Source organism: Tetragenococcus halophilus subsp. halophilus DSM 20339 (genome assembly GCF_003841405.1).
GTDB lineage: Bacteria > Bacillota > Bacilli > Lactobacillales > Enterococcaceae > Tetragenococcus > Tetragenococcus halophilus.
Genome location: NZ_PXYA01000001.1, coordinates 404,939 through 429,108, shown reverse-complemented (window position 1 = coordinate 429,108; position 24,170 = coordinate 404,939). Strand labels below are relative to the sequence as shown.

Genomic DNA, 24,170 nt, shown 5'->3' with positions numbered 1-24,170 from the left:
TATAAATGATAAAATCTTATATTGACGCTTCAACCAAAGGGAATCCGGGGCCAAGCGGCGGTGGCATTGTCCTTTTAGGAGAAGATATCTACGAACAAGAATCTTTTGCTCTCACTCAGCTAAGCAATCATCAAGCGGAGTTTGCCGTGTTTAGCCACTTGCTGGATGATTTATATAAACGAGGCTTGCATACACAAACAATTCTTGTCTATACAGATAGTAAAATTTTAGCGCAAACTGTGCAGAAAGACTATACAAAAAACCGAGATTTCAAAAAATACTTGGTTGAAATTCAAGAAAAATTAACAAATTTTCCTCTACTACTTATTCAATGGATTCCCGAAAGTAAAAATAAGGGGGCTGATCATTTAGCCAGACAAGGGTTACAAAAAGCCATACAATTAGAGGATCGGTGAAAGTAAACGAGAGAAATTTTGTTTAAACTTCAGCCAATACGATTGTTGTTTGATCATTTCTTGTGTTAATAAAGTAGAATGTTTCATATCCTCTTCAAAGATTGTCGCAAGTTCTTTATTCACCTTTTCATCATAAGCAAAAGCACTCACTTCAAAGTTGAGTTCATAGCTTCTGATATCCTGATTTGTTGTACCAAAAGAAGCAATCGTATCATCAGCAAGCAAAGTTTTGGCATGAATAAAGCCGCCTTCATAAATATAAATTTTAGTACCAAGTTTTTGAAACAAATTGGCATAATATTGCGTCGCGCGATAAATAAATGGATGGTCTGGCATGCAAGGGATCATGATTCGCACATCTACGCCAGAACGAAGTGCAACCTGTAGTGCACTGGTCATTGAGTCATCCGGAATCAAATATGGCGTTTGAATCCAGACCCTTTCTTTAGCCGCTACAATCGTTTTAATAAAGCCGCCTTCAATAACTTGTTCTATTGACTCAGGGCCATCAGCCACCACATGCATAGGAACATCCACATTATCATCTTGTGTTGGAAGCACGAAATAAGATTCTTCGTATTCTAATAAATCTTTTTTATTTTTTATCGAAGCATTCCAATCGCGGATAAATATCTCTTGTAAGGAAAAAGAAGCTGTACCCACAATTCTGGCATGCGTATCGCGCCAATAGCCGAATTTTTCCGTTGTCCCCACATATTGATCTCCAACATTAAAGCCACCGGTCCAGCCGATTTCACCATCAATGACAACAATTTTGCGATGCAAGTGATAGTTTAAACGTGTTTTGCGAATCAAGTTTCTTGAAGTGATAAAGGGAATGACTTTGCCTCCAGCCTCTTGCAAAGGTTTAAAAAATCGGACGTTCGTTCGACCACCCCAAGGGTCAAATACCAAGCGAACCTCTACACCTTCTCTGGCTTTTTTTACCAACAAGTCTAAAAAAGCATTGCCGATTTCATCGTTAAAAAAAGCATAGTATTCTACATGAACATTATCTTTTGCTCTTCTTATATCTTCAAATAAATGAGAAAATTTTTGCTCACCATCAGTAAAAAATTCAACATGATTTCCCCTTGTTAAAGGAGACTCGTCCATTCCGGCAAAGTATTGTTTTAACAAATCCGCTTCATATGGATAAGTTTTAGGAGGATAGTACTGATTGTTCTTTTCAATCATTTTGTTGATCTCTCTGATTCTTTTTTGATGTTGCTCACTAAATAAGTAAACAGTTTCTCTGTCAATCCCTCTACCGCAAAAAGCGTATAAAATAAAACCCAAACCCGGAAGAAAAACCAAGGTCATCATCCACGCAAGTATACTGGTAATTGAACGCGGTCGACGAAAAACAGTAATAAAGGCGACAACTGTATTAATAAGGATTAATCCCCAAATAATTTGATATAAAATAGCCAAGTCTGTTCTTAAATCCATTATTTCCCCCTATAGTAAATAATTATGGTCTAGTCTTACATCTAAGTGATAATTTCCGATTCTTTTCATCACTAATTGACGTATGTCCTCTACTAGCTGATTCTCATTTTCAGTAATGCCTTCTGGTATAACCAAATCAAACTGTAATACATTATGGTTTTTTATGCGCAAGTCATGCATTTTTAATCCTTGATTTAAGTCAGCTAAAATATTGTTCAATTCTTGATTGATCTTTAAATATTGATCATCATGAATAGCCACTGGATCAAGGTGACAAACAAGTTCTACCTCAAGATTTTCTTTAAAGTCTTTTTCAATCATATCAATAACTTGGTGCGCATCAGTTAAATCCCAAGAAGCGTCAACTTCAATATGTACCGAAGCAAATTTGCTTTGAGGGCCATAATTGTGAACTAACAAATCATGATAACCTAAAATTGAAGGATAATTTGCAAGGCGTGCTTCCATGATCTGTATTTCATAATCCAAAGGACGACTCCCTAATAACTCATCAATAAAATCTTTAATCATTTTAATACCAGTATAAATAATATAAAGCGCTAAAACAAACCCAACAAAGCCATCAATATGCCAACCACTGATGTATTCAACTAAGGCGGATAATAATACTGTAATGGTTATAAAGACATCGTTTAAGCTATCTTTGCCTGAAGCTTGTAGTGTCTGTGAATCTATTTTTTTTGCAAGCTTTCCATACATCTTTCCTTGCCAAATTTTGATGATAATTGAGGCGAGTAAAACAATAAAGATCAAAACAGAAAATGTGATACTTTCTGGATCAAGAATTTTATTAAAAGAACTTTGTAAAAATTGCACGCCCACAAGCATGATGATAAAAGAAACAGCTAACCCACTAATATATTCGAAACGTTCATGGCCATAAGGATGTTCTTTGTCTGCTGGTTTGGCTGCGATTTTAAAACCAACCAAAGTTAAAATTGAAGAGATCATATCGGATAAGCTGTTGATTGCATCTGCCATAATTGAAACAGAGTTGGCAATAAATCCAATAGAAAATTTCCCCAAAAATAAAACAATGTTGGAAACTAATCCTATCACGCCAGCAATTTGTCCAACTTTTGTGCGCTGTTCTTCTCTATTCTTGTTTTTTATCATTTTTTCTACAAAATGCTCAAGCATTGTCACAAACTCCTTATTATAGCAAAAATCAATAAATGAAGCGGCATACGATAGAACCACATTGTATCCTGAAATACTTAAAAATAACAACTAAAAAGGAGGAAAAGGCTGGAAAAATGAAAATAAATCTTTTTTCCAACCTACTTTAAACCTAATTTTCTAACCAACGACCTGCTTCTTCTAGTGCTTGTGAAATACCGTCGGGGTTTTTTCCACCCGCCTGAGCCATGTCCGGGCGACCACCGCCGCCACCAGAAACTTTAGGTGCGATCGCTTTAATCAAATCACCTGCTTTAATTCCTTTATCGATTGTCTCTTTAGAAACAGCAGTTAAGAGATTCGCTTTTCCATTACTTTCTGTCGCCAAAACAAGTACATCAGAGATATTTTGTTGTTTCCATTGATCTGCCAATTGACGTAGTTGATTCATATCTTTTACATTTACCTGAGCGGCTATATAAGAAAGATTACCTGCGTATTTGATATCCTTAAAAACATTGACAGCTTGTTGATTGGCCATCTTGCTAGATAATTTCTCATTTTCCTTTTGCATTTGTTGAAGTTGTTCTTGCAACTGCTCTGTTTTAGCGACCACTTCGCTAATCCGTGGTAGTTTTAATATTTCAGCCGCTTTTGCTAATTCATTTTCTTGTTCTTTAAACTGCTGATAAGCTTCTTTGCTGGTTACAGCATCAATTCTTCGGGTACCAGCGCCGATACCAGATTCAGAAATAATTTTAAAAATGCCGATGTCTTCAGTGCTTTTCACATGATTTCCACCACAAAGCTCAATCGACCAGTCTGCTATATTGACAACTCGAACTTCATGACCGTATTTTTCACCAAACAGCGCCATAGCGCCCATATTTTTCGCCGTATCAATATCAGTTTCGATCGTTGTTACAGGCAAAGCTTGCCAAATTTTTTCATTGACAATCTTTTCCATTTTTTGGAGTTCTTCAGTCGTAATTTGACCAAAATGCGTAAAATCAAATCGTAAATGATCTGGAGCAACTAATGAACCTGCTTGATTCGATTGGCTACCTAAGACCTCTTTTAAAGCTTTGTGCAGTAAATGAGTAGCTGTATGGTTCTTAATAATCCTATTATGTCGGTATTTATCAACTTGCAGAGTATATTCTTGACCTTTTTGCAATTCTTTTTTTACTTCAATCTGATGTAAATATTGTCCTTTAGGTGCTTTTTGGACGTCTCTTACTGTAGCGCAAATTTCTCCAGTTTGATTAATAATAACGCCTGTATCAGCAACCTGTCCACCCATTTCAGCATAAAATGGTGTTTGAGAAAAAATTACTTCTGCCTGCCCATTATTTACCTCATCAACAAAGCTATCGTTTTGCAGCAAAAGTGCTAATGTACTTTTTGTTTCTAAAGTGGAATAGCCAACGTATTCACTGTCAACATCGATTTGTGTTAACAAACTAGATTGCAATTTCATTGATTGTTCTTTGCTCCGAGCATTACGCGCACGTTGTCTTTGTGCCTCCATTTCGCGTTCAAACCCAGTATGATCTACTCCAAAACCTGATTCTTCAGCAATTTCTTCCGTTAACTCCACCGGAAATCCATAAGTATCATATAGTTTGAAAATATCTGAACCACTGATCATTTTTGTTTGTTCATTTTTTTCTTTTGCAAGAAGCTGATCTAAGATTGCCATACCTTCATTGATTGTTTCGTAAAAGCGTTCTTCTTCACTTTTAATCACTTTTTCGACAAAGGCTTGTTGTTGCAACACTTCAGGGTAATAACTATTCATGATTTTTCCCACAGTGGCAACAAGTTGATATAGAAACGCTTGATTAATGTGTAATTTTTGACCATGCATATCAGCCCGTCGCAACAAGCGACGTAATACATAGCCTCTGCCCTCATTAGAAGGAAGAGCGCCATCCGCGATGGCAAATGCTAAAGCACGAATATGATCAGCAATGACTCTAAAAGAGACATCTGTTTCTTGTTTTTGACCATACTTCACTTGACCACTGATTTTTTCAATTTCTTCAATAATCGGCATAAATAAATCTGTTTCATAATTTGTTGGTGTATCTTGTATAACTGAAACAATTCGTTCCAATCCCATACCCGTATCAATATTTTTGCTGGGAAGCGGTTCGTAAGTATTTTCTGGCTTATGATTAAATTCGGAAAAAACTAGGTTCCAAATTTCTAAATAGCGTTCATTTTCTCCCCCAGCGTAGTTTTCAGGATCATCTTCGGCTAAATTATTAAATTTTTGTCCTCGATCATAAAAAATTTCCGTATCCGGGCCACTTGGTCCTGCACCAATATCCCAAAAGTTATCCTCAATTTCTACGATATGATCGCTAGAAAGGCCGATTTCTTCTTGCCATATCCGTTTGGCTTCTTCATCTTTAGGATAGACTGTCACATATAGACGCTTAGGATCAAAACCAATCCAATCTGACGAAGTTAAAAATTCCCAAGCAAAATGGATGGCTTCTTCTTTAAAATAATCACCTATAGAAAAGTTTCCCAACATTTCAAACATTGTTTGATGACGTGCAGTCAGTCCCACATTTTCAATATCATTGGTGCGGATTGACTTTTGCGCATTGGCGATTCGTGGGTTATCAGGAACGACTGAACCATCAAAATATTTTTTTACGGTAGCCACTCCTGAATTAATCCATAATAAGGTCGGGTCATCTATTGGTACTAAAGAAGCACTAGGTTCAATCGAATGTCCCTTTGATTTGAAAAAATCTAAAAACATTTGCCGAATTTCAGCACTTGATAAATTTTTCATAATTATTCTCCTCGTATAATAATATTATAATTTTTTGTTTTCTCTCAATAAAATTAAAAAGACACCTTTGCAAAGCAAGGACGTCTACACGCGGTACCACCTTACTTGCAATGATGTCGATCATTACCTCTTAGGCTTCGATAACGCCGAAGTTGCGTTGATATTCCTACCAAACATACTAAAAGGGAGCAGTCAAAAAGCACCTTGTTTTTCTCTCAGCACTAAAAAACTTTCTGTAGAAGGATTGTATCTTTGACCATGTCCTTTATTCCTTCCAAAGTATAGGCAAATTTTCAGAAAATGTCAATTCATTTCAACGTCTTCCTATAAAATATCAGCCATTTTGAATAACAATCGCTTTACGAAAACGAAAATCGCACGGATCCATTAACTCTTCTTTAGCTAAATTTTTACGTGAACGATAATAAGAGGCTAGCGGCAAATGGTCGAATAAGGGATGGCCTATTTTTTCACTTTTCTCCGCTTTTAAATACATAGAATCCGTTAATTCCCAATAAGAAAGATCGCTTGCGAAATATAATCCAAACATATTCGCTTGCCGTATTTTTTGACTTGTCTGTTTCCCATAATAACTATCGTCTTCTTCTAATTCGCCTCCCCAACGGAATAACTTACGTGTAGCACCAGAAATGGCATACTCCAACTGATCTTCTGTCAGTAAGTCAAACAATTGGTCATCCATTTTCTTCTGCAACTGATTTAAATGACAAGTTTCATGTCTGTAAACAGCATATTTTTCATTTTTTTCTGAAAGCAAGGCATAAAACTTATCTTTTTCAAAAATCTCTTGTGGGGGGACAAATTGTAAACTTTCCTCAAAAGTTTGCGCTTGCTTAAAATAACTGAGCAGTGATTGCTTGATGGGTAAAAAATCTTCCAAACGTCCGCTAAACTCACCTGTGATAATATCTAGGTCACCAATATAAGTGGTCCCAACAGGTTGTGCCCTTTTTTGCACAAGCATAGGTGCAACATTGCGTTTTCGCAAAGGAGACGTTGACTCATTCACAAATATTTCCCAATCTTCAGCAGTCTTTAGTCCATAATTACTTTTGATTTTACGATAGGACTCGTTCTCTTGAGCAGGCGTTTGATCCCACAAATTGCGTGCTATGCCCTGTGTACCCGACCCCCAGCCTAGTATCGCCGCTTGGTTTCCTGGGACTAAAACAAAACGTTCTCCGTCAATTGAACATTCGAAACTGCCACATTTTACACCATCTAGCTCGAATTGCTGATAAGTGACATCAGAAACTTTTTTCAAGGGGCTGACAAAATACTTCAGCACTTGATTCATCACCTGCGTTTTTAATTCAAGCGATAAGTTTTTCCACTGGGTTGATTCTAAAGCCTCAAAGATATTCACACTCACTGCTCCCCTCATTTTTTATGTTTTGTATCAGTAACTTTGGTAAAATAAAGTATAACATTTTGCTATTTAAAAATTACAGTTAGGAGTTAGATAACAATGCAGACAGGACTAGCGCCCGTTTTTAATAAAAATACCGAAATTTTGATCCTAGGTAGTGCGCCTAGTGTTCATTCTTTAGAAAAACAACAGTATTATGGTAACCAAGCAAATCGTTTTTGGCAAATTATTTTTACAGCTTTACAAATTCCTGATCCCAAAATTTATCATAAACGACTACAAGTCCTATTGGACCATCATATTGGCCTTTGGGATGTTTACCAAAGTTTTGAACGTAAAGGTAGTATGGATCATCATTTTAGCAATTATAAATTAAATGATTTTAATCAATTGCTTGAAACTGCACCTATTAAAACAGTCATTGCTAATGGTAAAACAGCTTATCAAGAAATTATAAACCAACAACTCTTTGTTGAACAAAATATCTATTACTGTCTATCAACAAGTGGTGCCAATAACAGTCGTGCTGATAACCGACAAAAAGAGTGGAAGCAAGCATTGGATAATAGCTATACAACTTTTTTTGGCAACGATCACTGGATCAAAGCAGCTGCCTTTTACCTTCGCTATCAAGTCTTTGTATTGGAACAACAAATTAAACCTTACTTAGAATTTGATGAACAAACAAATGCATTCAACAACTACTTTGTCACTTTCAAACAAAAAGAAGCTCTTGCTACTATACGTTATGAAGCTTTTGATAGTAAGACGATCTCTCCTGATCGTTTTTGTGTAGCTAAAAAAGCTAGAAAACAAGGGATTGCTAGCAAATTATTAAAAATTTTTGAGACAAAAGCTATCAGCCAAGGCTATCAATTCAGTCAGTTAACAGCAGAAAAACAAGCTGTTGCATTTTATCAAAAAAACGGCTATCGAATAATATCTCAGGAATTTCTAGAAGATGGACTTCCTTGTGTGAAAATGCAAAAGACTTTAACGATTTGAATTTTTCTTTTCTCTTTTTGCGGCTCGTTGTTGTTTTCGCCGTTCTAATTTACGCTTTTCTTGATTACTTTTATTAATTTCCTGTTTGATTTTCTTTTTATAACCTGGTTTTACTTTTTTCTTTTGCTTTTTAACATAACCAATCGTTTCAGGATCCAACTCTTCAGAAGTTTTTTCTCTTTTTTGACGTCGATTACGGTCATAAGTTGTAACAATTTCTCCCTGTTTGATTTCTTTAGGCTCAAAATCAATCCCCATTTTTTCTAGTGAATTGATGGCATACTCATCACTGGGATCATACAGCGTAATGGCCGTTCCCTTTAACTGATTGCGACCAGTTCGTCCGACCCGGTGAATAAAGAAATCTAAGTCACGAGGCAGCTCTGCGTTAATTACATGACTGATTCCCTCGATATCAATCCCACGAGCTGCTAAATCTGTAGCAACGATATATTGATAATCCAGATGGTGAATTTGTCGCATGATCCGTTTCCGCTGTCTAGCAGGAATGTCTCCATGGATTGTCGCTACTTTTAATCCTTGATTTTGCAAAAAATCGCTAATTTCATCTACATGTTCTTTAGTGTTAGCAAAGACGACAGCTAAATAAGGTTGACCGATGGTTAGTAATTGAAAAATCAACTGGTTTTTATCTCTTCCTTTTGTGGAAATCAACCAATTTTCAATAGTATCAGCAATCAAGGATTGCGGCTTTATGTCTTCAACTACCGGATGTGTTACATATTTTTTTAAAAATGGACGCAACTTTTCCGGGATAGTCGCAGAAAACACCATCATCTGTATATCTTCTGAAAATTTTGTAGCAATCTGGTCTACTTCAGGCAAGAACCCTAGATCCAGTGTCATATCAGCTTCGTCAACAACGAATGCTCGGCTTTTATAAATAAGCAGTGCATTTTCATTGACCATATCTAAAATCCGCCCAGGAGTACCAATGACTATTTGGGGTTGCTGATGCTGCAACTGTTCCAGTTGTCTTTGTTTATCGGTACCGCCCACAAACTTTGAGACGCGAATATCCTTAGGCGCAAATGCGGTAATCTGTTTAGCCGCCTGATAAATTTGTTCTGCCAATTCCCTACTTGGTGTTGTAATGACAACCTGAACTTCATCTTTATCTACTTCCACTTGATCGATCAAAGGAAGTAAAAAGGTGTGCGTCTTGCCCGTGCCTGTTTGTGATCGCCCTACAATATTACGTCTTTTTTGGATCAAAGGAATTAATTTTTCTTGAACTTCTGTGGGTGTTTCAAAGCCACTTTCATTTAATGCTTGATAAATAAATGGTTGAAATGCGAATGATTCAAAGGTCATTCATCCACCTTCTTTCTTTTTATTATATAATTATCTTTATCATGGAAATGAGCATAGAAATAGAATGTTTGTTAATGGTTTGACTATATCAGATTAATATTGATTTTTCATACCTTAAAGACAGAAATAAGATACAGGTTAAAAGATTTTTAGCGAATAAAGACCTTCTAACCTGTATCTCTTAAATAAAGTCAACAAATTCATAATATTTAACTTGTACCGGGCTATCAATAGACATCGTCGATAAAATACCTAACTCCAACTGAATAAATTTTTCCTCAACTATAGTATAACAATTTTTCTCAAAAGCTTCTTCTACATAAGGAAGTAGCTCTTCCTCGTCTCCTTGGCTTTCTTGATCGATCCCCTGAATTTGTTGAAAAATACAGCCATCATCTAAAACAAAATATTCTTGACCATACTTATAAACAGCGACATTATAGTCACGAGTGGTAAGTTTAGTATGAATAGCAAACAAGCATTCGTTGACATTGGGAACGACAAATGCCAATTCCTTCGGCTTTAACATATGTTGAAAAAACAATCTTCACGCCCCTTTCTCTTTCATTATAAAGAAAGAAATAAAAAATGAAAATAATTTACTCTGAAAAAAAGAAATAATGGACAAATTTAGCACTCTTTATAAAATTCCTCTAAAAAGTCTTCCATAAATGCTTTTCGACGGTTTCCTTCTTTTTTTCCGTAATAGGTATTCATCATTTCTGGCAGTAAAAACAGTTTTTCATACATATGATTGATCATGGTTGATGGTCGACGATAATCTTCTTTGCTATGAAAGTGTTGCACAGCTTTATTTTCATCATAGATCGCTTGACCGTGGGCACCGCTAAAATAAGCAGCTCGTAGGATTCCAACGGCCCCTAGCGCTTCCAAACGATCTGCATCCTGTACAATTTTTCCTTCTAATGAAAGTGACTTTGCTTTTGCAAACATTTCGGCGGAAAAAGATAAATTTTGAATAATTTCTAAAATCGCTTCGATTTCTGCAAAAGAACAATTTATTTCTTGCAAAAAATGAACTAAGGTTCGCTGTGCTTTTTCAGGCTCGTCTGTCACTTTGTCATCAATCATATCATGTAAATAAGCACTTGCCATAACAATAAAATTATTTACTGCTAATTGGTCTTTTTTTATGATCTTTTCTGCTAAACCGGCTGTTCTTTTTGCATGCTCAAAATCATGCCCTGTACTTTCTTGCGCTAAATTTTCTTGCGCGTATGAAATAACGTCTTTTAATTTCTCCATATTTTTCCTACTCGCTTATTTGATAGACAGCAAAATAAATTTCTTGTAAATAATCAAGTAAATACTGTGGATTCAATGCTTCACCACTAGCGTCATAAATCAATTGATTGGGTTTTTTAGAAGCCCCATATTGATGAATATTTTGACTTAGCCATTTTTGAATAGCTGAGTAATCATCCGATTTCAAAATTTGATCGACATCCAGTTCTTTTTTCATGGCATAGTAAAGTTGACAAGCATACATATAACCTAAGGCATAGGATGGAAAATAACCAAATTCAGCTGCTGACCAATGAACGTCTTGCAATATCCCTTCTAAATCATTTGCTGGACGGACGCCTAGATATTTTTCATATTTATCATTCCAAAGTTGTGGCAAATCCTCTACCTTAACCTCTTCATTAAAAATCATTTTCTCAATCTCGTAACGAATGATAATATGTAAAATATATGTAAGACTATCTGCTTCAATTCGAATCAAACTGGCTTGTGTCTGTTGGAGTGAGGCATAGAAATCTGTAAATGAAATATCAGCAAAAGTACCATCAACGCACGCTTGCAAAAAAGGATATTGTTTTTGCCAAAAAGATTTACGACTAGCAATGACAAGTTCATTAAATAATGACTGGGATTCATGGATTCCCATAGAAGCACCTTCATGTACCGGTGTATATTCAAATTTTTCAGCAATATTTTGCTCATAAACACCATGTCCGGCTTCATGAATCAAACCAAAAATTCCCATAGAAAAGTCTGTTTCATTCCAGCGGTTGGTTAAACGTACATCCTGATGATTAATCCCTGTAGCAAAAGGGTGAATTGTGTCGTCAATACGCCCACGGCTAAGATCAAAACCGAGATCTTCTACAACTTTTGTGACAAATTTTTGTTGCTGCTCTTTTGCTACTTTACGATGTAAAAAATCTGTTCTTGGTTTTATTCCGTAATTTTCAATTTTTTGATAAATCGCCATAATTCCATCACGAACTGTAGAAAATACATCATCTAAAGTTTCAGTTGTCATATTTGGTTCATAAATATTTAGTAATACATCGTAATCAGTCTGCTCATCTTTTTTCCAATAAGAAATCAATTCTTTTGTTAAACGAATATTATTTTTTAACGCATCATAAAACAAAGAGAAATCCTTTGCCTGTCTTGCTTTTTGCCAAGCATGATGGGCATTAGCCGTAGCTTTACTATATTCAACCATCAACTCATTAGGCACGGCTTGTTCTCTTTCATATTCTTCTTTTACTAATGTCAGCGCAGCTTTTCCAACTTCAGAAAGCTTTTCTGGGTGTTGCGAAAAATATGCAATCGCTTCAGACATTTTAGGACCGATTTTTTTAGAAAAATATTTTCCATATAAATAACTGGATACTTCTGCACGAGCATTGCTAGCTTCAGCTGGCATCCCAGTTTGTGCGTCCCATTCTAAGATTGCCAGTGCTTGTTGCAGCATATCCATTTCTTTTAATTCTGTTAAAAACTCTTGTTCTTTCATTTCAGTACCCCTTAAAAAATAATTGTAAAACTTGCAATCACTAACAACGAACTTAGTAAAGTGCCTAATAAATAATATTCCGCAAATTTAGGATCTTCAGCTATTTTGTTATAACGAGCAATTGATTTAGCAGTTAGTACAAAACCAATAGCTGCGTATTGATTAGCATAAAGCATAAACAAAATAAGTAGACGTTCAAAAACGCCGATAAGTGCTCCTGCGTTAGCAACCCCCTCATCTGAAGACTTGGGATCAAAGTGGTCGAGAACTTTTCTGATTGTAATACTGCTTGGTTGTAAAACCAAAAGCAACACCGTTACCCAAGATAATATCTCTTTAAAGTCAACATTCAAATACACAAATAGTTCTTTTAAGAAAAGAAGGTAATTGATATCTATTTGAGCCAATGCAATAAATGTCACTAGCAATAAAATGGTTAAAATGTGTAACAGCTGGTCCGTAAAATAAAGAAGGACATTTTGTAAATCGTTAAATGTAAAATATTTATTGAGTAAGGCTTTACAAGCATCAATGAAAAAGTGAATCATCCCAATAAAAAGTGCTCCCCAAAATAATGGCCAGTTAAACAATGGAAAAATAACTATAACCATGGTCACTAGATAAATAAAACAATGCAATAGTAAATAACGGAATGTGCTTTCTTTTTCTTTGGCTATTGTCGAAGTCTGAAAATAATAATCGGCTAAGATATGCCCAATAAAAAAATGTAAAAATAAACTATTTACCATATACTCCCATCTCCAGCTACAATTCATTAATCACGTTTTGCAGCGTGATTAATGAATTGTTAAAGGTATAAAACTCCGCGCTATTCAATGCTTTATTGACACTCGACTGTCCAATATTTAAAGCTTCAGCAGTCATATATTGGTTTTTTTCATTTGCTAAATAAGTTCGAATAATTTCTTTTTGTCTTTCCGTCCATTTCGTCTTTATAACAGACTCTAGAGAAAAAATCGTATTAATGAGCTTTTCATAATGAACAGCTTGCTCCCCAGTGGACAATAAAATATTGGAATAACATTGCTCGTATTGCTTTTCGCTTCTTTCAATCTGTTCAATCATTGCTCGAGCTCGGTGGTAAGAAGAACCATCGTTTAATAAAGAATTTTCTGTATTAAGCTCTGTTTCAATATCACCTAAACCAATACCTATACGTAATTCAATAGGCGCTAAACTCAGCTCAAGTTCAAAAAGCATTACCATTAGATGGCTGGCATCTTTCAATAAACCTTGAAAAGCATCGCCCATACTCACTGTGAACTGAGCTGCTATATCTTTCTGATACACATGATTTAATCGTGCTAAAGTTTTAGTAAATTTCTGCTGGTTTGCTTTTCGATGACCTAAATTTCTTGAATCTTTAATATCGCCAATAACCGCTATATAGGGATAATAAGTTGTAGCCGTAGACATGCTAAACACCTCCTAAACCCATTATACGATTCCTTTAGTAGCGAATCAATCAATTTAATTCACTTTAAAACGAATCATTGTTAAAGATTTATCAAAAAGGGAATTAATTGTGAAAATGTCTCTAATTAACGTCCCTTATATTGTGTTCTCACCTAAATCGACTTAACTTTTCCACCGTCAACCAGAAGATTTTGACCTGTCAGATAAGAGTTAGCCCCCGAAACTAAGAAAGTAGCTACTTTTGCAAATTCCTCTGGTTTTCCATAACGTCCCATAGGAATAGTTGAAAGATTCGCTTCTTGTACAGCTTCTTTTGTCTCTCCCTTTTTCTTCGCATTCACTTGGTCAAGTTCGTCCACTCGTTTTGTTTGAATACGTCCTGGTCCAATCGTATTTACTAATATGTCATCTTGAGCTAATTCTTGCGATAATGTTTTTGCAAGGCCCAAAATCCCTACTCTAAATACATTAGATAAAGTCAGCCCATCAATGGGTTCTTTTGTCGAAGAAGAAGTATTATTTAAAATACGACCCTTATTTTCTTTTAAATCCGGTAAAACCATACGAATAACTCGAATATAACTTAATAAAGTAAGCTCAAATGCTTTTTGCCAGTCTTCATCTCCAAAATCTTCGAAATTTCCAGCAGGAGGCCCGCCAGAGTTATTCACTAAAATTGAAATAGAACCGAATGTTTCCCTTGTCGTTTTTACTGCTGCTGCAATGCTTTCATTTTTTGTCTGATCTAACAAGCAATAAGCAACAGAACCAGTAGCTGTTTTTTCAATTTCTTCTTTAGCTAGCTTTAAATTCTCTTCTGTGCGGCTAGTCAACATAACATTAGCTCCTTCATTGGCTAATTCCTGAGCAATGGCCTTACCCAAACCATCGCTTGAAGCTAGTACTAAAGCCGTTTTCCCTTTGATTTGTAAATCCATTGATTCATTCCTCCTATCAAAACGTTATTTATTTTTTTAAATCGCTTTAAAAGCTATTAAATAATGCCATGTTCTTTTAATACTTGCGTCTCATCTCCAGTGACCCAACCAAAGATTTTAGGCTGACCTTCTCTAAATTGAATAAGATAATTCGATGTAAAAGGAATAACTATTTCTTTTTCTTCTTTAAGATAAACGGCTTTCCAATGAGTAGTAGCAACTGCATGCTGCTCGTCAAGAGGTATAGTATCAATAGACTGGCATTTCATTTCTTTTGTACCAATTAAACGGTAATATTCATACCCTTTATCCATTGCCTCTTTAAGCTGATCATTATTTTCTCCCGTTTTTACCCCAGTTGGATTAGCAGCGATAAATTCTTCCGTATAAAAATTCGCAATAGTTTCTAAATCAGCCTCTTTAGCCAAAGAACTATTCATTTGCTGCTCATAGGATTTATTTTATCTTTCATTTGGGAATGCTCCATTATTACATCCTTTCTATTGCTTATAGCTTAACAAAGCTCTGAGTTTAGTACAAAGTTTTTTCTAGTAAACGTAACAACAGTATACCATAATGCTTGAGAAAACGCTTTTTATCTTTAGAAACTAGTCAATGAAATTTAGTGAATGATCCCTTTATTTCACTCATTATAACTAAAAAAATAATTTAGATATTTGATTACAGAAATGAAAATGATATAATACTTCTGATTATATTATATTTTGGTTGTTTATGAATGAGAACATGAGAAAAGAGAGGAATTGCCTCTCTTTTTTAATGAACTCCTAAAGACAATCATCACGAGCGCTACATTAATAAAAAAAATAGAAAGGAAATCAAATATTGCCTGAAAACAAAGAGAATCATACTCAGAAGCAAGCGAGAAAAGGAAATCGTAGACGTGGAAAAGAAAATACAAGATCAAAACGTAACCCAGAACTTGAATCAGAACGCGAATTAGCTAGAAAAATGCGCAAAGAAGAAGCCCGAGCGCGTAAAGAAGCCATAGAAAATCGGCCACCATTTAGAGGTTTGCAAATAAATCCTACGACGTCTTTATTCGATGAAGAAGGAAAAGAAGAAATTGGGGAACGTAATTGGAAAGGATGGGGCGTTGATATTCACCCCCAAGTTACCATTCCTGCGACTATCATCTTGTTATTATTCATCATTTTATTATCAATATTTTCGCAAGAAGCAAATGTCGTTTTTGATTACATTTTAGACGCTGTTACAAATTACACAGGTTGGTTTATGATTTTAGCAACCGCCATATTTATTGGCGCAGGTCTCTTTTTTGCTTTCAGCCGTTATGGAAAAATCGTCATCGGCGGTAACGATGCTAAGCCAGAATTTTCCAGGTGGGGCTGGTTTGCGATGTTATTAAGTGCAGGAATGGGCATCGGACTTGTTTTCTGGAGTGTCGCAGAACCCATCTCACACTTAGGTGAACCTTCTCCCATGTTTAATGTTGATCCAAATTCTGCTGGAGCGGTTAAAACAGCATTGACCTCATCTTTCTTCCACTGGGGGATACATCCCTGGGCAATTTATGCGATCGTAGGTTTAGGGCTTGCTTTCTTTTCTTATAATAAGGGGCTTCCTTTAACAATACGCTCCCTTTTTTACCCTTTGATAGGAAATAAGATATACGGCTGGTGGGGTAACATCATTGATATATTATCTGTTTTAGCAACCATGACGGGATTGGCCACCTCTCTTGGACTTGGCGTTTCACAAGTTAATGCTGGTTTAAATTATCTTTTCGGGATATCAATAAGTCCAGGCATTCAGATTGTATTAATCATTGTAATTACCGCTTTTGCAACAACTTCAGTCGTTTTAGGGCTTGATAAGGGTGTACAAAAATTAAGCGAAATCAATATGGTCTTAGCAGCAATTTTTGCTCTTTTCATCCTCTTAGTAGGCCCTACGGTATTTATACTGAGCGGCTTTACACAAAATCTTGGGTATTATGCTGCGAACTTTATAGAAATGAGCTTTTGGACAGAAACCTTCACTAGTACAAATTGGCAAGGTAGTTGGACATTGTTTTATTGGGCTTGGTGGATTTCTTGGTCTCCATTTGTAGGAATGTTTATTGCCAGGATTTCTAAAGGTAGATCCGTTAAGGAATTTATCATCGGTGTCGTTCTTGTTCCAACGATCATCTCGGCAATATTTATGAGTATACTTGGAGGAACTGCCTTATATCAACAAATCAATGGTATAAATGATTTAGCAAGTGTCGTTAATGTGGATGAATCCTTAGCCCTGTTCTCATTATCAGATAGCTTGCCACTATCGAGTATTTTATCAGTTGTGGGAATCATATTGGTTACAGTGTTCTTTATTACTTCTTCTGATTCAGGTTCATTGGTGATTGATCACTTAACTTCAGGAGGAAAATTGGATACTCCTCTCGCACAAAGAATTTTTTGGGCTATCATAGAAGGTGCTGTAGCTGCAGTATTACTTATTGGTGGAGGTCTGACTGCCTTACAGACAGCTTCGATTATTACCGGGCTACCGTTTACCTTTGTTTTACTTGCTATGGTTTATTCCTTATACCTAGGATTAAGACAAGAGTTCTTGATCGAACGAGCGGTTAGAGAAAAACTCCGCAAAGTCAGAAATGATCATATTATCACTGAAGTTGTACAATCTAATGTTGAAGACAAGGCTTTAGTCGAAAATGTTGCTGAAAAACTTGCTGAAGAAGAAGATCCTGAAGAAGATACAAACGAAGAAACAAATGAAGATGACTACAATACAGAAAGTCAAAGCTCGCAGTAGAGTTCTTCAATTAAAAAAGAGAGGATCGTTAGGTTTACTTACTGTGAACCTAACGATCCTCTCTTTTTTGTCAATCTATTGTTAGCTCAATAAAAGCTTACTAAAATTCTACACACAGCAACTTCTACCAGAATTCATAGAATTACTTGCATAAGTAAACCCGATAGAAAAACTATCCAAAAATGGAGCCAGTTTTTTATACGTTTCTATAAGTTGTTTAGGCATTCCTGTTGGTATATCAAGCTGCTGAGAAGGTATTTTTTTCATTTTATTATATACTTTATCCGCCAAACCAAAAAGACTTATCCAAGTAAAGACTTCTTCCCAAGATTCAATCTCATTTTTCAAATCAAAATTTTGGTCAATAAGATCTTCTAGATAATGAAAGTATTCTTTTAAATGGTTATATAACTTCTCACCTTTTGTCGTACTATGCTGACTTGTTTTGAGGTTAAAATAAAGCAATCGCCGCTCTTTTTCCACTAAAAATCCATTTTCAATCAAGAAATTCTTTGAATCATTCGTCAATTTATTTTCTAAGGAAACAAAAAGTAAAGCCTCCTCTTTAACGATGTTTTTAAGTTCTTGATCGATTATTTTGTTTTTTTCATCTGCAGCTTCCAATAAAATATTCCAAAGTAAAGACTCAACTGATTCCTCTTCCATTCTATCTTCTGTTAGAAAAAACATCGTAGTAGGCGCTCTTTTGATCAATGAATCGTTCTCTAAGATAAGAATTCTCTTTTCAATAGCCCATTTCAAAAAACAAACTTGTGCGTAATTTTCAAGTTTCCCTCCACCGATTCTTTGTAGGTAAAATGCGACATCTAATACATTGTCTCTAAGCGGACTATAAGTTGTTGTCCGATTTTTTTCCACTATTACCCCTTCTTAATTTTTTAGTTTATAAAGATAAACAACTACTATTTCTTTTATTTTAACAGAAAAAGCGCTATCAAAAAATAAAAATCAAGTAAGTTGACCTATGAAACTAGAAAAAGACCAAGGAAAAAGACCTTCATTGTCTTCCTTGGTATCATTTTCTGTAATCTCTGACTATTTTTCCGAATTTTTAAAACGATCCAGTAGAACAACCATATGCTCTACCCCTTGATAGAAATCAGCCAAACGAATATTTTCATTCGGGGCGTGTGCTCCGGATTTTTCCCATTCAGTGCCACTTCCAAGAATAGGAACATTTAAATACTTGCCAAAACCGTACATAGGACCCGTTCCAGCAGAATTAGGTTCTAAAACAACTTTATCCTCCCCATAGACTTTTTTTGCAGAGTCAATAACAATTTCTACAAAAGGATCTTCTAAATTTGTTCTAAACGGCATAACTGATGTGATCAGCTCTAAGGCAACATCTTCAAAACCATTACTATCTAAGTGTTTCCTCAATAGTTCTGTTACCTTATCAGGCTCATATCCAGGAACTAAACGAACATCAATTTTTGCCATGGCTTGTCTAGGCAAGATGGTTTTAGCACCAGGGCCCGTATAACCAGATAATAAACCACTGATCGTTAACGTCGGATAAAAAACCAAAGCTTCTTCGGGTGTATACGGCAATTGATCTGTAATCAATGGGTGCTTCAAACCGTAAGTTTGCTTACTAGCTTCAGGATCAAAAGGTATACGATTAGCTACCCTTTTTTCAAGATCTGTTGGAGCTGTCATCATGTCATAAAAACCATCTACTGTAATTTCGTTGTTAACATTTCTCATACTTGCTAAAGCTTGAACTAAACGCCATGCTGAATTGTCAGCAATAGCCGCTAAAGATGAATGCATATCAATATCAGCACTCTTTACACGAGCTTCATAATAAGCAATACCTTTGACGCCTGCTGAAATCTTCAAACGTTCTTCAGAATCTTTCGAACTTGACTCCCATATACAAACATCGGCAGCAAATAAATCAGCATAGGCTTCAAGATAATCATTTACATGAGGACTCCCGATTTCTTCTTCTCCTTCGACGAAGAACTTGACATTAACAGGTAATCCCCCTTCTGTATTTTTATAGGCTTCTATCGCATTGATGCGGGCCACAAAATTAGCTTTATTATCGGATACACCGCGAGCATACAAAAGGCCATCTTTTTCAGTCGGTTCAAAAGGCACAGTGTTCCACTCATCTAATGGGTCTTCTGGTTGTACATCATAATGGTCATAAAATAATAATGTCTTCTCAGCATCACCAGATGGTCCAGCCGCAAAAAAACCATAAACAACTGGATGAGCACCTTCTAATGCTAAAACCTTTGCCTCTCCTCCAGTATTTTCAATAAATGATTGTACAGCTTCGGCTGTTTGGTTAATTTGTCTTCCTTGAGCTGACACTGATTCTAACCTTAAGTAATCATAAAAACGCGCCATATTTTTGTCTGAAATACGTTTGATTTCTTCTGTACTAATTTGACTCATATACTCACTCCTTACCTTTTACTCATTAACTAATTTTTAAATAATTAGAAAATTCAATATGTTTTAAAGATTACGCCAATTAAAGAACAGTGTCAACGCCAATAATAAAATAAAATGGAATTTACTAGCAAAATCACTAGTGGTGCATGAAACATTTTAAATTAGCTCTTTATGTTTCACACTATTTTCATTCATAAAAAAATCCTTTATACTGAGCTTGGATGACTTATCCAAGACCAATACAAAGGAACTTAATATGGATAAGTATAAAACAATTTCAGCTTTTAATAAATGGTTTTCGAACATAAATTTCAAAAAATTACCTTTTTCTATTCGTGAGAAAATTTCTCAAGCCGACAAGTATCATAAAAAATTTGCTTTTGAACACTTTTTGAAGGTGTTTCTCTATGGCATCGATCATGAGTGTGAAAGTTTACGTGAAATGGATACGGCATTTGTTTCCCCTGATCTACAACAGACCATGGCGTTAGATGCCATCAGCCATTCGCAGCTTTCCCGTGAGCTCGCCCAGATGGATGACGAAATTTTGTGGGCGATTTTCGCACAGTTACTGGAAAAAGCACGGTCAAAAACACCGGTGACTAAACGAAATGCGCTCTATCTCGTGGATTCTTCTACCTTTCCGTTAAATACCACTCGATATCCTTGGGCGGACTTTCGCTCAACCAAAGCGGGGATCAAGCTTCACTTAAAACTTTGTTTTATGGATAAAGAACACTTGTATCCGGATCAGTTTGAAGTCACGAATGCGGTTGAACATGATGACAATCACTTAGAAGTTTTTGTCAATCAACCGGAAGCGACCTATATCTTTGACCGTGGTTATATTGATTACGAGCGACTGGATGAAATGGAAGCCGATGGCTATTTTTTCGTCACAAGAGTGAAGAAAAACACCAAAATCCATGTCAGAGAAACTTATGATACTTCTCAGAGTAAAAACATTTTGCGTGACCAAATGGTGGTGTTAGGTACGCAGGTTTATTTAACCTCCCCGTTTCGCTTAGTGACGATTCAGGATGAAAAGGGAAAACAATTACGTTTTGTCACTAACCGTTTTGATGTGACCGCCCAAGAAGTGGCCGACATGTACAAAGCTCGTTGGCAAATTGAACTATTTTTTAAGCACATCAAGCAACATATGACGATAAAAAAGCTATTTTCCCACAGTGAAAAAGGGGTAAGCAATCAAATCATTCTCGCCATGATTGCCAGTCTACTGACGTATTTACTCAAAGTGGAGACAGGAAGTAAGAAATCTCCTTTTCAAATCAAGCGTCTATTGAAACACTTGCTTTTTCAACCTTTTGAAGAATTATGGGTGTTGCTCGTTCCTACGTGACGAAATAGCATTTGTCGTTGTTGCAATAGTATTCAGATAAATAATGAAAATTTTTTTCTGGAAAAGTCATCCTTTGCGCAAGCATTTGATTTTTTTGTCATTTTTTAGAAAAAAGTTAAAATCTGAATATTCTGATCATATTAATGCACCACTAGTGTAGCAAAATATAATTTAAATGTTCTGCAGCTTTAAAATATATACGTTTTGTATCCATATATTATCATCGACTTTTCTAATTTCGATATGAAGCATACTCGAACCTAACGTAACCAATTTCAGAAGCATTTTTCATCAATTCAAGATTTAACCAAGCAGCCAATTTATGAAATTCCACTGTATTGTTAAATGGGAATTCACTGTAACTTTTACTATATAGCTCTTCTTCTGTTACACTATCTAACTTTTCTTGCCATCTTTCTATTAGAGAGTTAATGCTTATCTTAACTGATTCCACATTTTCATAAACATCTATGTCTTCTTTTGTTAATGTTCCATTACCAAAAGAGTGATTAAAGACCATCTTCCACCAAAACGTTATATGCCACAACGTCCAAGCAACACTGGGTGTTCCGAGCTCATAATTTTCATGTTCAGGGAAGTTAGCATACCAGTTGCCATTTATTTTTTGAATATATAGCCCACAGTTAGGTGAACGCCATAAATATTCATCTTGGCTGAGTGAATCAAGATGATATTCAAGAAGCTTTTTAGAAATATCGAATTGAAATTTAATATTATCTATTAACGCCTGATTGCTTTCCATCATAAATATCTCCTTTTATCTATAAAAAAACTCCCTTTAAATCAACTTTCAAAAGTCTGTTTTAAAGAGAGAATATATTTAGCAATTTTTATATTCATTCTATACTTTTACAAATTCTTCCCCTTTTTTATTTATAATTCTTTTTGAAAAGGGTTGCCTTATTCCTAAACTGTGTTTAGCAATTTTAACAGAATGGTCTGATATACGTTCTAAGTTAGAAACAATATCCACAAATAAAATCCCATCGGAAGGTTTACCAATCCCTTTGTTCAAATTAGAAATATATGTGCTTCGGATACTTTCTTCCAGATTGTTCACATCTTTTTCTCTTTTGATAACTTTACCCGCAATAGAATGACTTTCTGTTTCATAAGCTTGCATCGCTTCTTGGACATTTTGTTTAACTAAGTTGAATAATTCAAGCAAATTTTCATTGTATAACATATTCTTACGATCGCTGTTTCCATTCTTTTTCTGTAACTTCTCAGCAGCATTAACTTCTTCAATATTTTTCAGAATGTTTTCAGTATGATCACCTATACGTTCTAAGTATTTCCCTATTTCACCCATTTGCGCATGTTCATTAGAATTTCTAGCGGGTAAACTTTCTCCTGAAATATACATCAGATACTCTGTTATTTGAATATCTATACGATCTACGACATCTTCTATTTTAAGTACATGATCGTAACTTTTCTTATTTTGTTTAAGGTAGTAATCAAACATTGTATCATACTCTTCTAACACGAATTGTCCCAATTGAATGATTTCATGTTTAGTTTGATCCAATGCGATAACTGGCGATCTTTGAACCAATGAGTAGTCTAAATTTGGTTCATACATTTCAATCGTATCCTCTTCACCAGGAATAATTTTACTTACGACTCTTGCCAATTGTGGTGTAAACCAAATCATTATACCTACCGATAACAAATTAAAAAGCCCATGGGCAAAAGCAATCTGTAACTCAGGGTTTAAGCGAAGTGTATTCGTCAAGGTATTTAAAACCATGGTAAAAGGGGTAAAAAGCACCATAGCAAAAATTGTTCCAAAAACGTTAAAAATAACATGAGCCAGTGCTGTCCTTTTGGCGGCAAGACTAGCCCCCACTGCAGCAAGAATGGATGTAAATGTTGTCCCTATATTGGTACCAAAAAGGATAGGTAAAGCAGCTTCTATCGTCATCGCATCTTGAGAAAACAATTGCTGCAAAATCCCTGTAGTAGCAGAAGAGCTTTGTAAAATAAGTGTCATAACTGACCCTGTTAGGATACCTAAAAATGAATTATTAGACAACCAAAGCATTAAATCACTAAATGCTTGAAGATTTTGCAATGGCTCAAGTCCACTACCCATTAAATCTAAACCATAAAACAGCGCACCAAAACCAAAAATAATTTGTCCAATACTGGTAATCAACTGGTTTTTAAAGAAAAACAGAAATAAAGCGCCTGCTCCTATGATTGGAAGCGCATAGTCACTAATATTCAAACCGATAATAAAAGCTGTAATCGTGGTACCAACATTGGCACCCATTATAACACCAATCGCTTGAGTTAAAGACATAAACCCTGCACTAACTAAACCAACAGTAAGTACCGTAGTCCCTGTACTACTTTGGATAAGGGCAGTAACAATAGCACCAGCTAAGACAGCTCTCAAAGGAGTGGAAGTAAATGTATTTAAAATACTTCTGAGGTTATCACCAGCGGCTTTTTGCAGCCCATCTCCCATATATTTCAATCCGAATAAGAAGATCCCGATTCCTCCTATGAATTGAAATATGATCTGTTGTGCGTCCAATACGTTTACCTCCATATTTTACCTATAATAAAAACATAGCTATAGAATTTTCTTTTTTATTTTAACCCACCCCCCATTTTAAAGAAACCCTTGCTGAAAAGAAAGGAAGTTTTGAGAAAAACTTATAAATGATAAACTTTTAGCATTCTAACTAAATATGATCATTAAGTTGAAAAGTTCTGATATTTTGTATCTTCCCTTGTATTTCTGATTCTTTGATTTATTTCCTTAGTAATACCGTCTAGCTATTGTGGGGCCAATCCCGTTTCTTTTGATTTTTGTCGAATGATTTTTTTCATTTTCTGTTTATT

20 protein-coding genes are annotated in these 24,170 nt (G+C 35.5%); 4 read left to right on the top strand and 16 right to left on the bottom strand.

The window, feature by feature from the left end; all coding sequences use genetic code 11:
• Nucleotides 1-5 precede the first annotated feature (5 nt).
• Nucleotides 6-416 (top strand): ribonuclease HI family protein, encoded by a 411-nt coding sequence (locus C7K42_RS02030; RefSeq protein WP_014124755.1) that lies wholly within the window; start codon nucleotides 6-8, stop codon nucleotides 414-416.
• Here C7K42_RS02030 and cls read toward each other — a convergent pair.
• From cls to C7K42_RS02010, 4 genes are all read right to left on the bottom strand, one after another.
• Entirely contained in the window at nucleotides 402-1,868 is a 1,467-nt protein-coding gene (gene cls / locus C7K42_RS02025; protein WP_103099622.1) for a cardiolipin synthase, read from the bottom strand. The genes C7K42_RS02030 and cls overlap by 15 nt on opposite strands.
• 9 nt (nucleotides 1,869-1,877) lie before the next feature.
• Nucleotides 1,878-3,029 (bottom strand): cation diffusion facilitator family transporter, encoded by a 1,152-nt coding sequence (locus C7K42_RS02020; RefSeq protein WP_094243573.1) that lies wholly within the window; start codon nucleotides 3,027-3,029, stop codon nucleotides 1,878-1,880.
• A gap of 151 nt (nucleotides 3,030-3,180) precedes the next feature.
• On the bottom strand, nucleotides 3,181-5,820 hold the full coding sequence (gene alaS / locus C7K42_RS02015) for an alanine--tRNA ligase (protein ID WP_103099621.1): 2,640 nt from the start codon (nucleotides 5,818-5,820) through the stop codon (nucleotides 3,181-3,183).
• Between the two features lie 334 nt (nucleotides 5,821-6,154).
• Entirely contained in the window at nucleotides 6,155-7,207 is a 1,053-nt protein-coding gene (locus C7K42_RS02010) for a DUF7278 family profilin-like fold-containing protein (protein ID WP_041591817.1), read from the bottom strand.
• 102 nt (nucleotides 7,208-7,309) lie between these two features.
• Between C7K42_RS02010 and C7K42_RS13345 the strand changes: the two genes are divergently transcribed.
• Nucleotides 7,310-8,215 (top strand): DNA-deoxyinosine glycosylase, encoded by a 906-nt coding sequence (locus C7K42_RS13345; protein WP_307718646.1) that lies wholly within the window; start codon nucleotides 7,310-7,312, stop codon nucleotides 8,213-8,215.
• Here C7K42_RS13345 and C7K42_RS02000 read toward each other — a convergent pair.
• The 8 genes from C7K42_RS02000 to C7K42_RS01965 form a co-directional block, all read right to left on the bottom strand.
• A complete protein-coding gene (locus C7K42_RS02000; protein ID WP_061840574.1) occupies nucleotides 8,204-9,550 on the bottom strand; it encodes a DEAD/DEAH box helicase in 1,347 nt (448 codons plus the stop codon). The genes C7K42_RS13345 and C7K42_RS02000 overlap by 12 nt on opposite strands.
• Nucleotides 9,551-9,731: 181 nt before the next feature.
• The gene (locus C7K42_RS01995; RefSeq protein ID WP_041591816.1) at nucleotides 9,732-10,094 is read right to left on the bottom strand and encodes a hypothetical protein; all 363 of its coding nucleotides are present in this window, start codon (nucleotides 10,092-10,094) and stop codon (nucleotides 9,732-9,734) included.
• 86 nt (nucleotides 10,095-10,180) lie between these two features.
• Nucleotides 10,181-10,816: an HD domain-containing protein gene (locus C7K42_RS01990; protein ID WP_014124747.1), complete on the bottom strand. Its 636-nt coding sequence runs from the start codon at nucleotides 10,814-10,816 to the stop codon at nucleotides 10,181-10,183.
• 7 nt (nucleotides 10,817-10,823) lie between these two features.
• Nucleotides 10,824-12,323 carry a carboxypeptidase M32 gene (locus tag C7K42_RS01985; RefSeq protein WP_014124746.1) on the bottom strand — a complete coding sequence of 500 codons (1,500 nt, stop codon included), beginning with the start codon at nucleotides 12,321-12,323 and terminating at the stop codon, nucleotides 10,824-10,826.
• 11 nt (nucleotides 12,324-12,334) lie between these two features.
• Complete coding sequence (locus C7K42_RS01980; RefSeq protein ID WP_014124745.1) at nucleotides 12,335-13,072, bottom strand: DUF3307 domain-containing protein; 738 nt, start codon at nucleotides 13,070-13,072, stop codon at nucleotides 12,335-12,337.
• Between the two features lie 16 nt (nucleotides 13,073-13,088).
• Nucleotides 13,089-13,760 carry a SatD family protein gene (locus C7K42_RS01975; RefSeq protein ID WP_014124744.1) on the bottom strand — a complete coding sequence of 224 codons (672 nt, stop codon included), beginning with the start codon at nucleotides 13,758-13,760 and terminating at the stop codon, nucleotides 13,089-13,091.
• A gap of 152 nt (nucleotides 13,761-13,912) precedes the next feature.
• Nucleotides 13,913-14,698, bottom strand: coding sequence for an SDR family oxidoreductase (locus C7K42_RS01970; protein WP_014124743.1), 786 nt, complete (start codon nucleotides 14,696-14,698; stop codon nucleotides 13,913-13,915).
• Nucleotides 14,699-14,754: 56 nt separating this feature from the next.
• Nucleotides 14,755-15,138 carry a DUF6841 family protein gene (locus tag C7K42_RS01965; RefSeq protein WP_014124742.1) on the bottom strand — a complete coding sequence of 128 codons (384 nt, stop codon included), beginning with the start codon at nucleotides 15,136-15,138 and terminating at the stop codon, nucleotides 14,755-14,757.
• A gap of 406 nt (nucleotides 15,139-15,544) precedes the next feature.
• On the opposite strand from C7K42_RS01965, the gene C7K42_RS01960 reads away from it, so the two are divergent.
• On the top strand, nucleotides 15,545-17,497 hold the full coding sequence (locus C7K42_RS01960; RefSeq protein ID WP_234976203.1) for a BCCT family transporter: 1,953 nt from the start codon (nucleotides 15,545-15,547) through the stop codon (nucleotides 17,495-17,497).
• A gap of 108 nt (nucleotides 17,498-17,605) precedes the next feature.
• Here C7K42_RS01960 and C7K42_RS01955 read toward each other — a convergent pair whose 3' ends face one another.
• Together C7K42_RS01955 and C7K42_RS01950 are read right to left on the bottom strand one after the other, a co-directional pair.
• Nucleotides 17,606-18,187 (bottom strand): hypothetical protein, encoded by a 582-nt coding sequence (locus C7K42_RS01955; RefSeq protein WP_124175384.1) that lies wholly within the window; start codon nucleotides 18,185-18,187, stop codon nucleotides 17,606-17,608.
• Between the two features lie 366 nt (nucleotides 18,188-18,553).
• Nucleotides 18,554-19,930 carry a M20/M25/M40 family metallo-hydrolase gene (locus C7K42_RS01950; RefSeq protein WP_014124739.1) on the bottom strand — a complete coding sequence of 459 codons (1,377 nt, stop codon included), beginning with the start codon at nucleotides 19,928-19,930 and terminating at the stop codon, nucleotides 18,554-18,556.
• 256 nt (nucleotides 19,931-20,186) lie between these two features.
• Between C7K42_RS01950 and C7K42_RS01945 the strand changes: the two genes are divergently transcribed.
• Complete coding sequence (locus C7K42_RS01945; RefSeq protein WP_014123848.1) at nucleotides 20,187-21,293, top strand: IS4-like element ISTeha5 family transposase; 1,107 nt, start codon at nucleotides 20,187-20,189, stop codon at nucleotides 21,291-21,293.
• Nucleotides 21,294-21,525: 232 nt separating this feature from the next.
• On the opposite strand, the gene C7K42_RS01940 is transcribed toward C7K42_RS01945, so the two are convergent.
• Together C7K42_RS01940 and C7K42_RS01935 are read right to left on the bottom strand one after the other, a co-directional pair.
• The gene (locus C7K42_RS01940; protein WP_014124737.1) at nucleotides 21,526-22,059 is read right to left on the bottom strand and encodes a DinB family protein; all 534 of its coding nucleotides are present in this window, start codon (nucleotides 22,057-22,059) and stop codon (nucleotides 21,526-21,528) included.
• 96 nt (nucleotides 22,060-22,155) lie between these two features.
• Nucleotides 22,156-23,859: a Na/Pi cotransporter family protein gene (locus tag C7K42_RS01935; protein WP_231834345.1), complete on the bottom strand. Its 1,704-nt coding sequence runs from the start codon at nucleotides 23,857-23,859 to the stop codon at nucleotides 22,156-22,158.
• Nucleotides 23,860-24,170 lie beyond the last annotated feature (311 nt).

What these genes read in the sequence shown, in the direction of transcription:
- C7K42_RS02000 (WP_061840574.1), bottom strand. Translation starts at nt 9,550, where the DNA reads ATGACCTTTGAATCATTCGCATTTCAACCATTTATTTATCAAGCATTA.
- C7K42_RS02030 (WP_014124755.1), top strand. Translation starts at nt 6, where the DNA reads ATGATAAAATCTTATATTGACGCTTCAACCAAAGGGAATCCGGGGCCA.
- C7K42_RS01940 (WP_014124737.1), bottom strand. Translation starts at nt 22,059, where the DNA reads ATGATGGAAAGCAATCAGGCGTTAATAGATAATATTAAATTTCAATTC.
- C7K42_RS01980 (WP_014124745.1), bottom strand. Translation starts at nt 13,072, where the DNA reads ATGGTAAATAGTTTATTTTTACATTTTTTTATTGGGCATATCTTAGCC.
- C7K42_RS01945 (WP_014123848.1), top strand. Translation starts at nt 20,187, where the DNA reads ATGGATAAGTATAAAACAATTTCAGCTTTTAATAAATGGTTTTCGAAC.
- C7K42_RS01965 (WP_014124742.1), bottom strand. Translation starts at nt 15,138, where the DNA reads ATGAATAGTTCTTTGGCTAAAGAGGCTGATTTAGAAACTATTGCGAAT.
- cls (WP_103099622.1), bottom strand. Translation starts at nt 1,868, where the DNA reads ATGGATTTAAGAACAGACTTGGCTATTTTATATCAAATTATTTGGGGA.
- C7K42_RS13345 (WP_307718646.1), top strand. Translation starts at nt 7,310, where the DNA reads ATGCAGACAGGACTAGCGCCCGTTTTTAATAAAAATACCGAAATTTTG.
- C7K42_RS01970 (WP_014124743.1), bottom strand. Translation starts at nt 14,698, where the DNA reads ATGGATTTACAAATCAAAGGGAAAACGGCTTTAGTACTAGCTTCAAGC.
- C7K42_RS01950 (WP_014124739.1), bottom strand. Translation starts at nt 19,930, where the DNA reads ATGAGTCAAATTAGTACAGAAGAAATCAAACGTATTTCAGACAAAAAT.
- C7K42_RS02020 (WP_094243573.1), bottom strand. Translation starts at nt 3,029, where the DNA reads ATGCTTGAGCATTTTGTAGAAAAAATGATAAAAAACAAGAATAGAGAA.
- C7K42_RS01975 (WP_014124744.1), bottom strand. Translation starts at nt 13,760, where the DNA reads ATGTCTACGGCTACAACTTATTATCCCTATATAGCGGTTATTGGCGAT.
- alaS (WP_103099621.1), bottom strand. Translation starts at nt 5,820, where the DNA reads ATGAAAAATTTATCAAGTGCTGAAATTCGGCAAATGTTTTTAGATTTT.
- C7K42_RS01985 (WP_014124746.1), bottom strand. Translation starts at nt 12,323, where the DNA reads ATGAAAGAACAAGAGTTTTTAACAGAATTAAAAGAAATGGATATGCTG.
- C7K42_RS01955 (WP_124175384.1), bottom strand. Translation starts at nt 18,187, where the DNA reads ATGTTTTTTCTAACAGAAGATAGAATGGAAGAGGAATCAGTTGAGTCT.
- C7K42_RS01990 (WP_014124747.1), bottom strand. Translation starts at nt 10,816, where the DNA reads ATGGAGAAATTAAAAGACGTTATTTCATACGCGCAAGAAAATTTAGCG.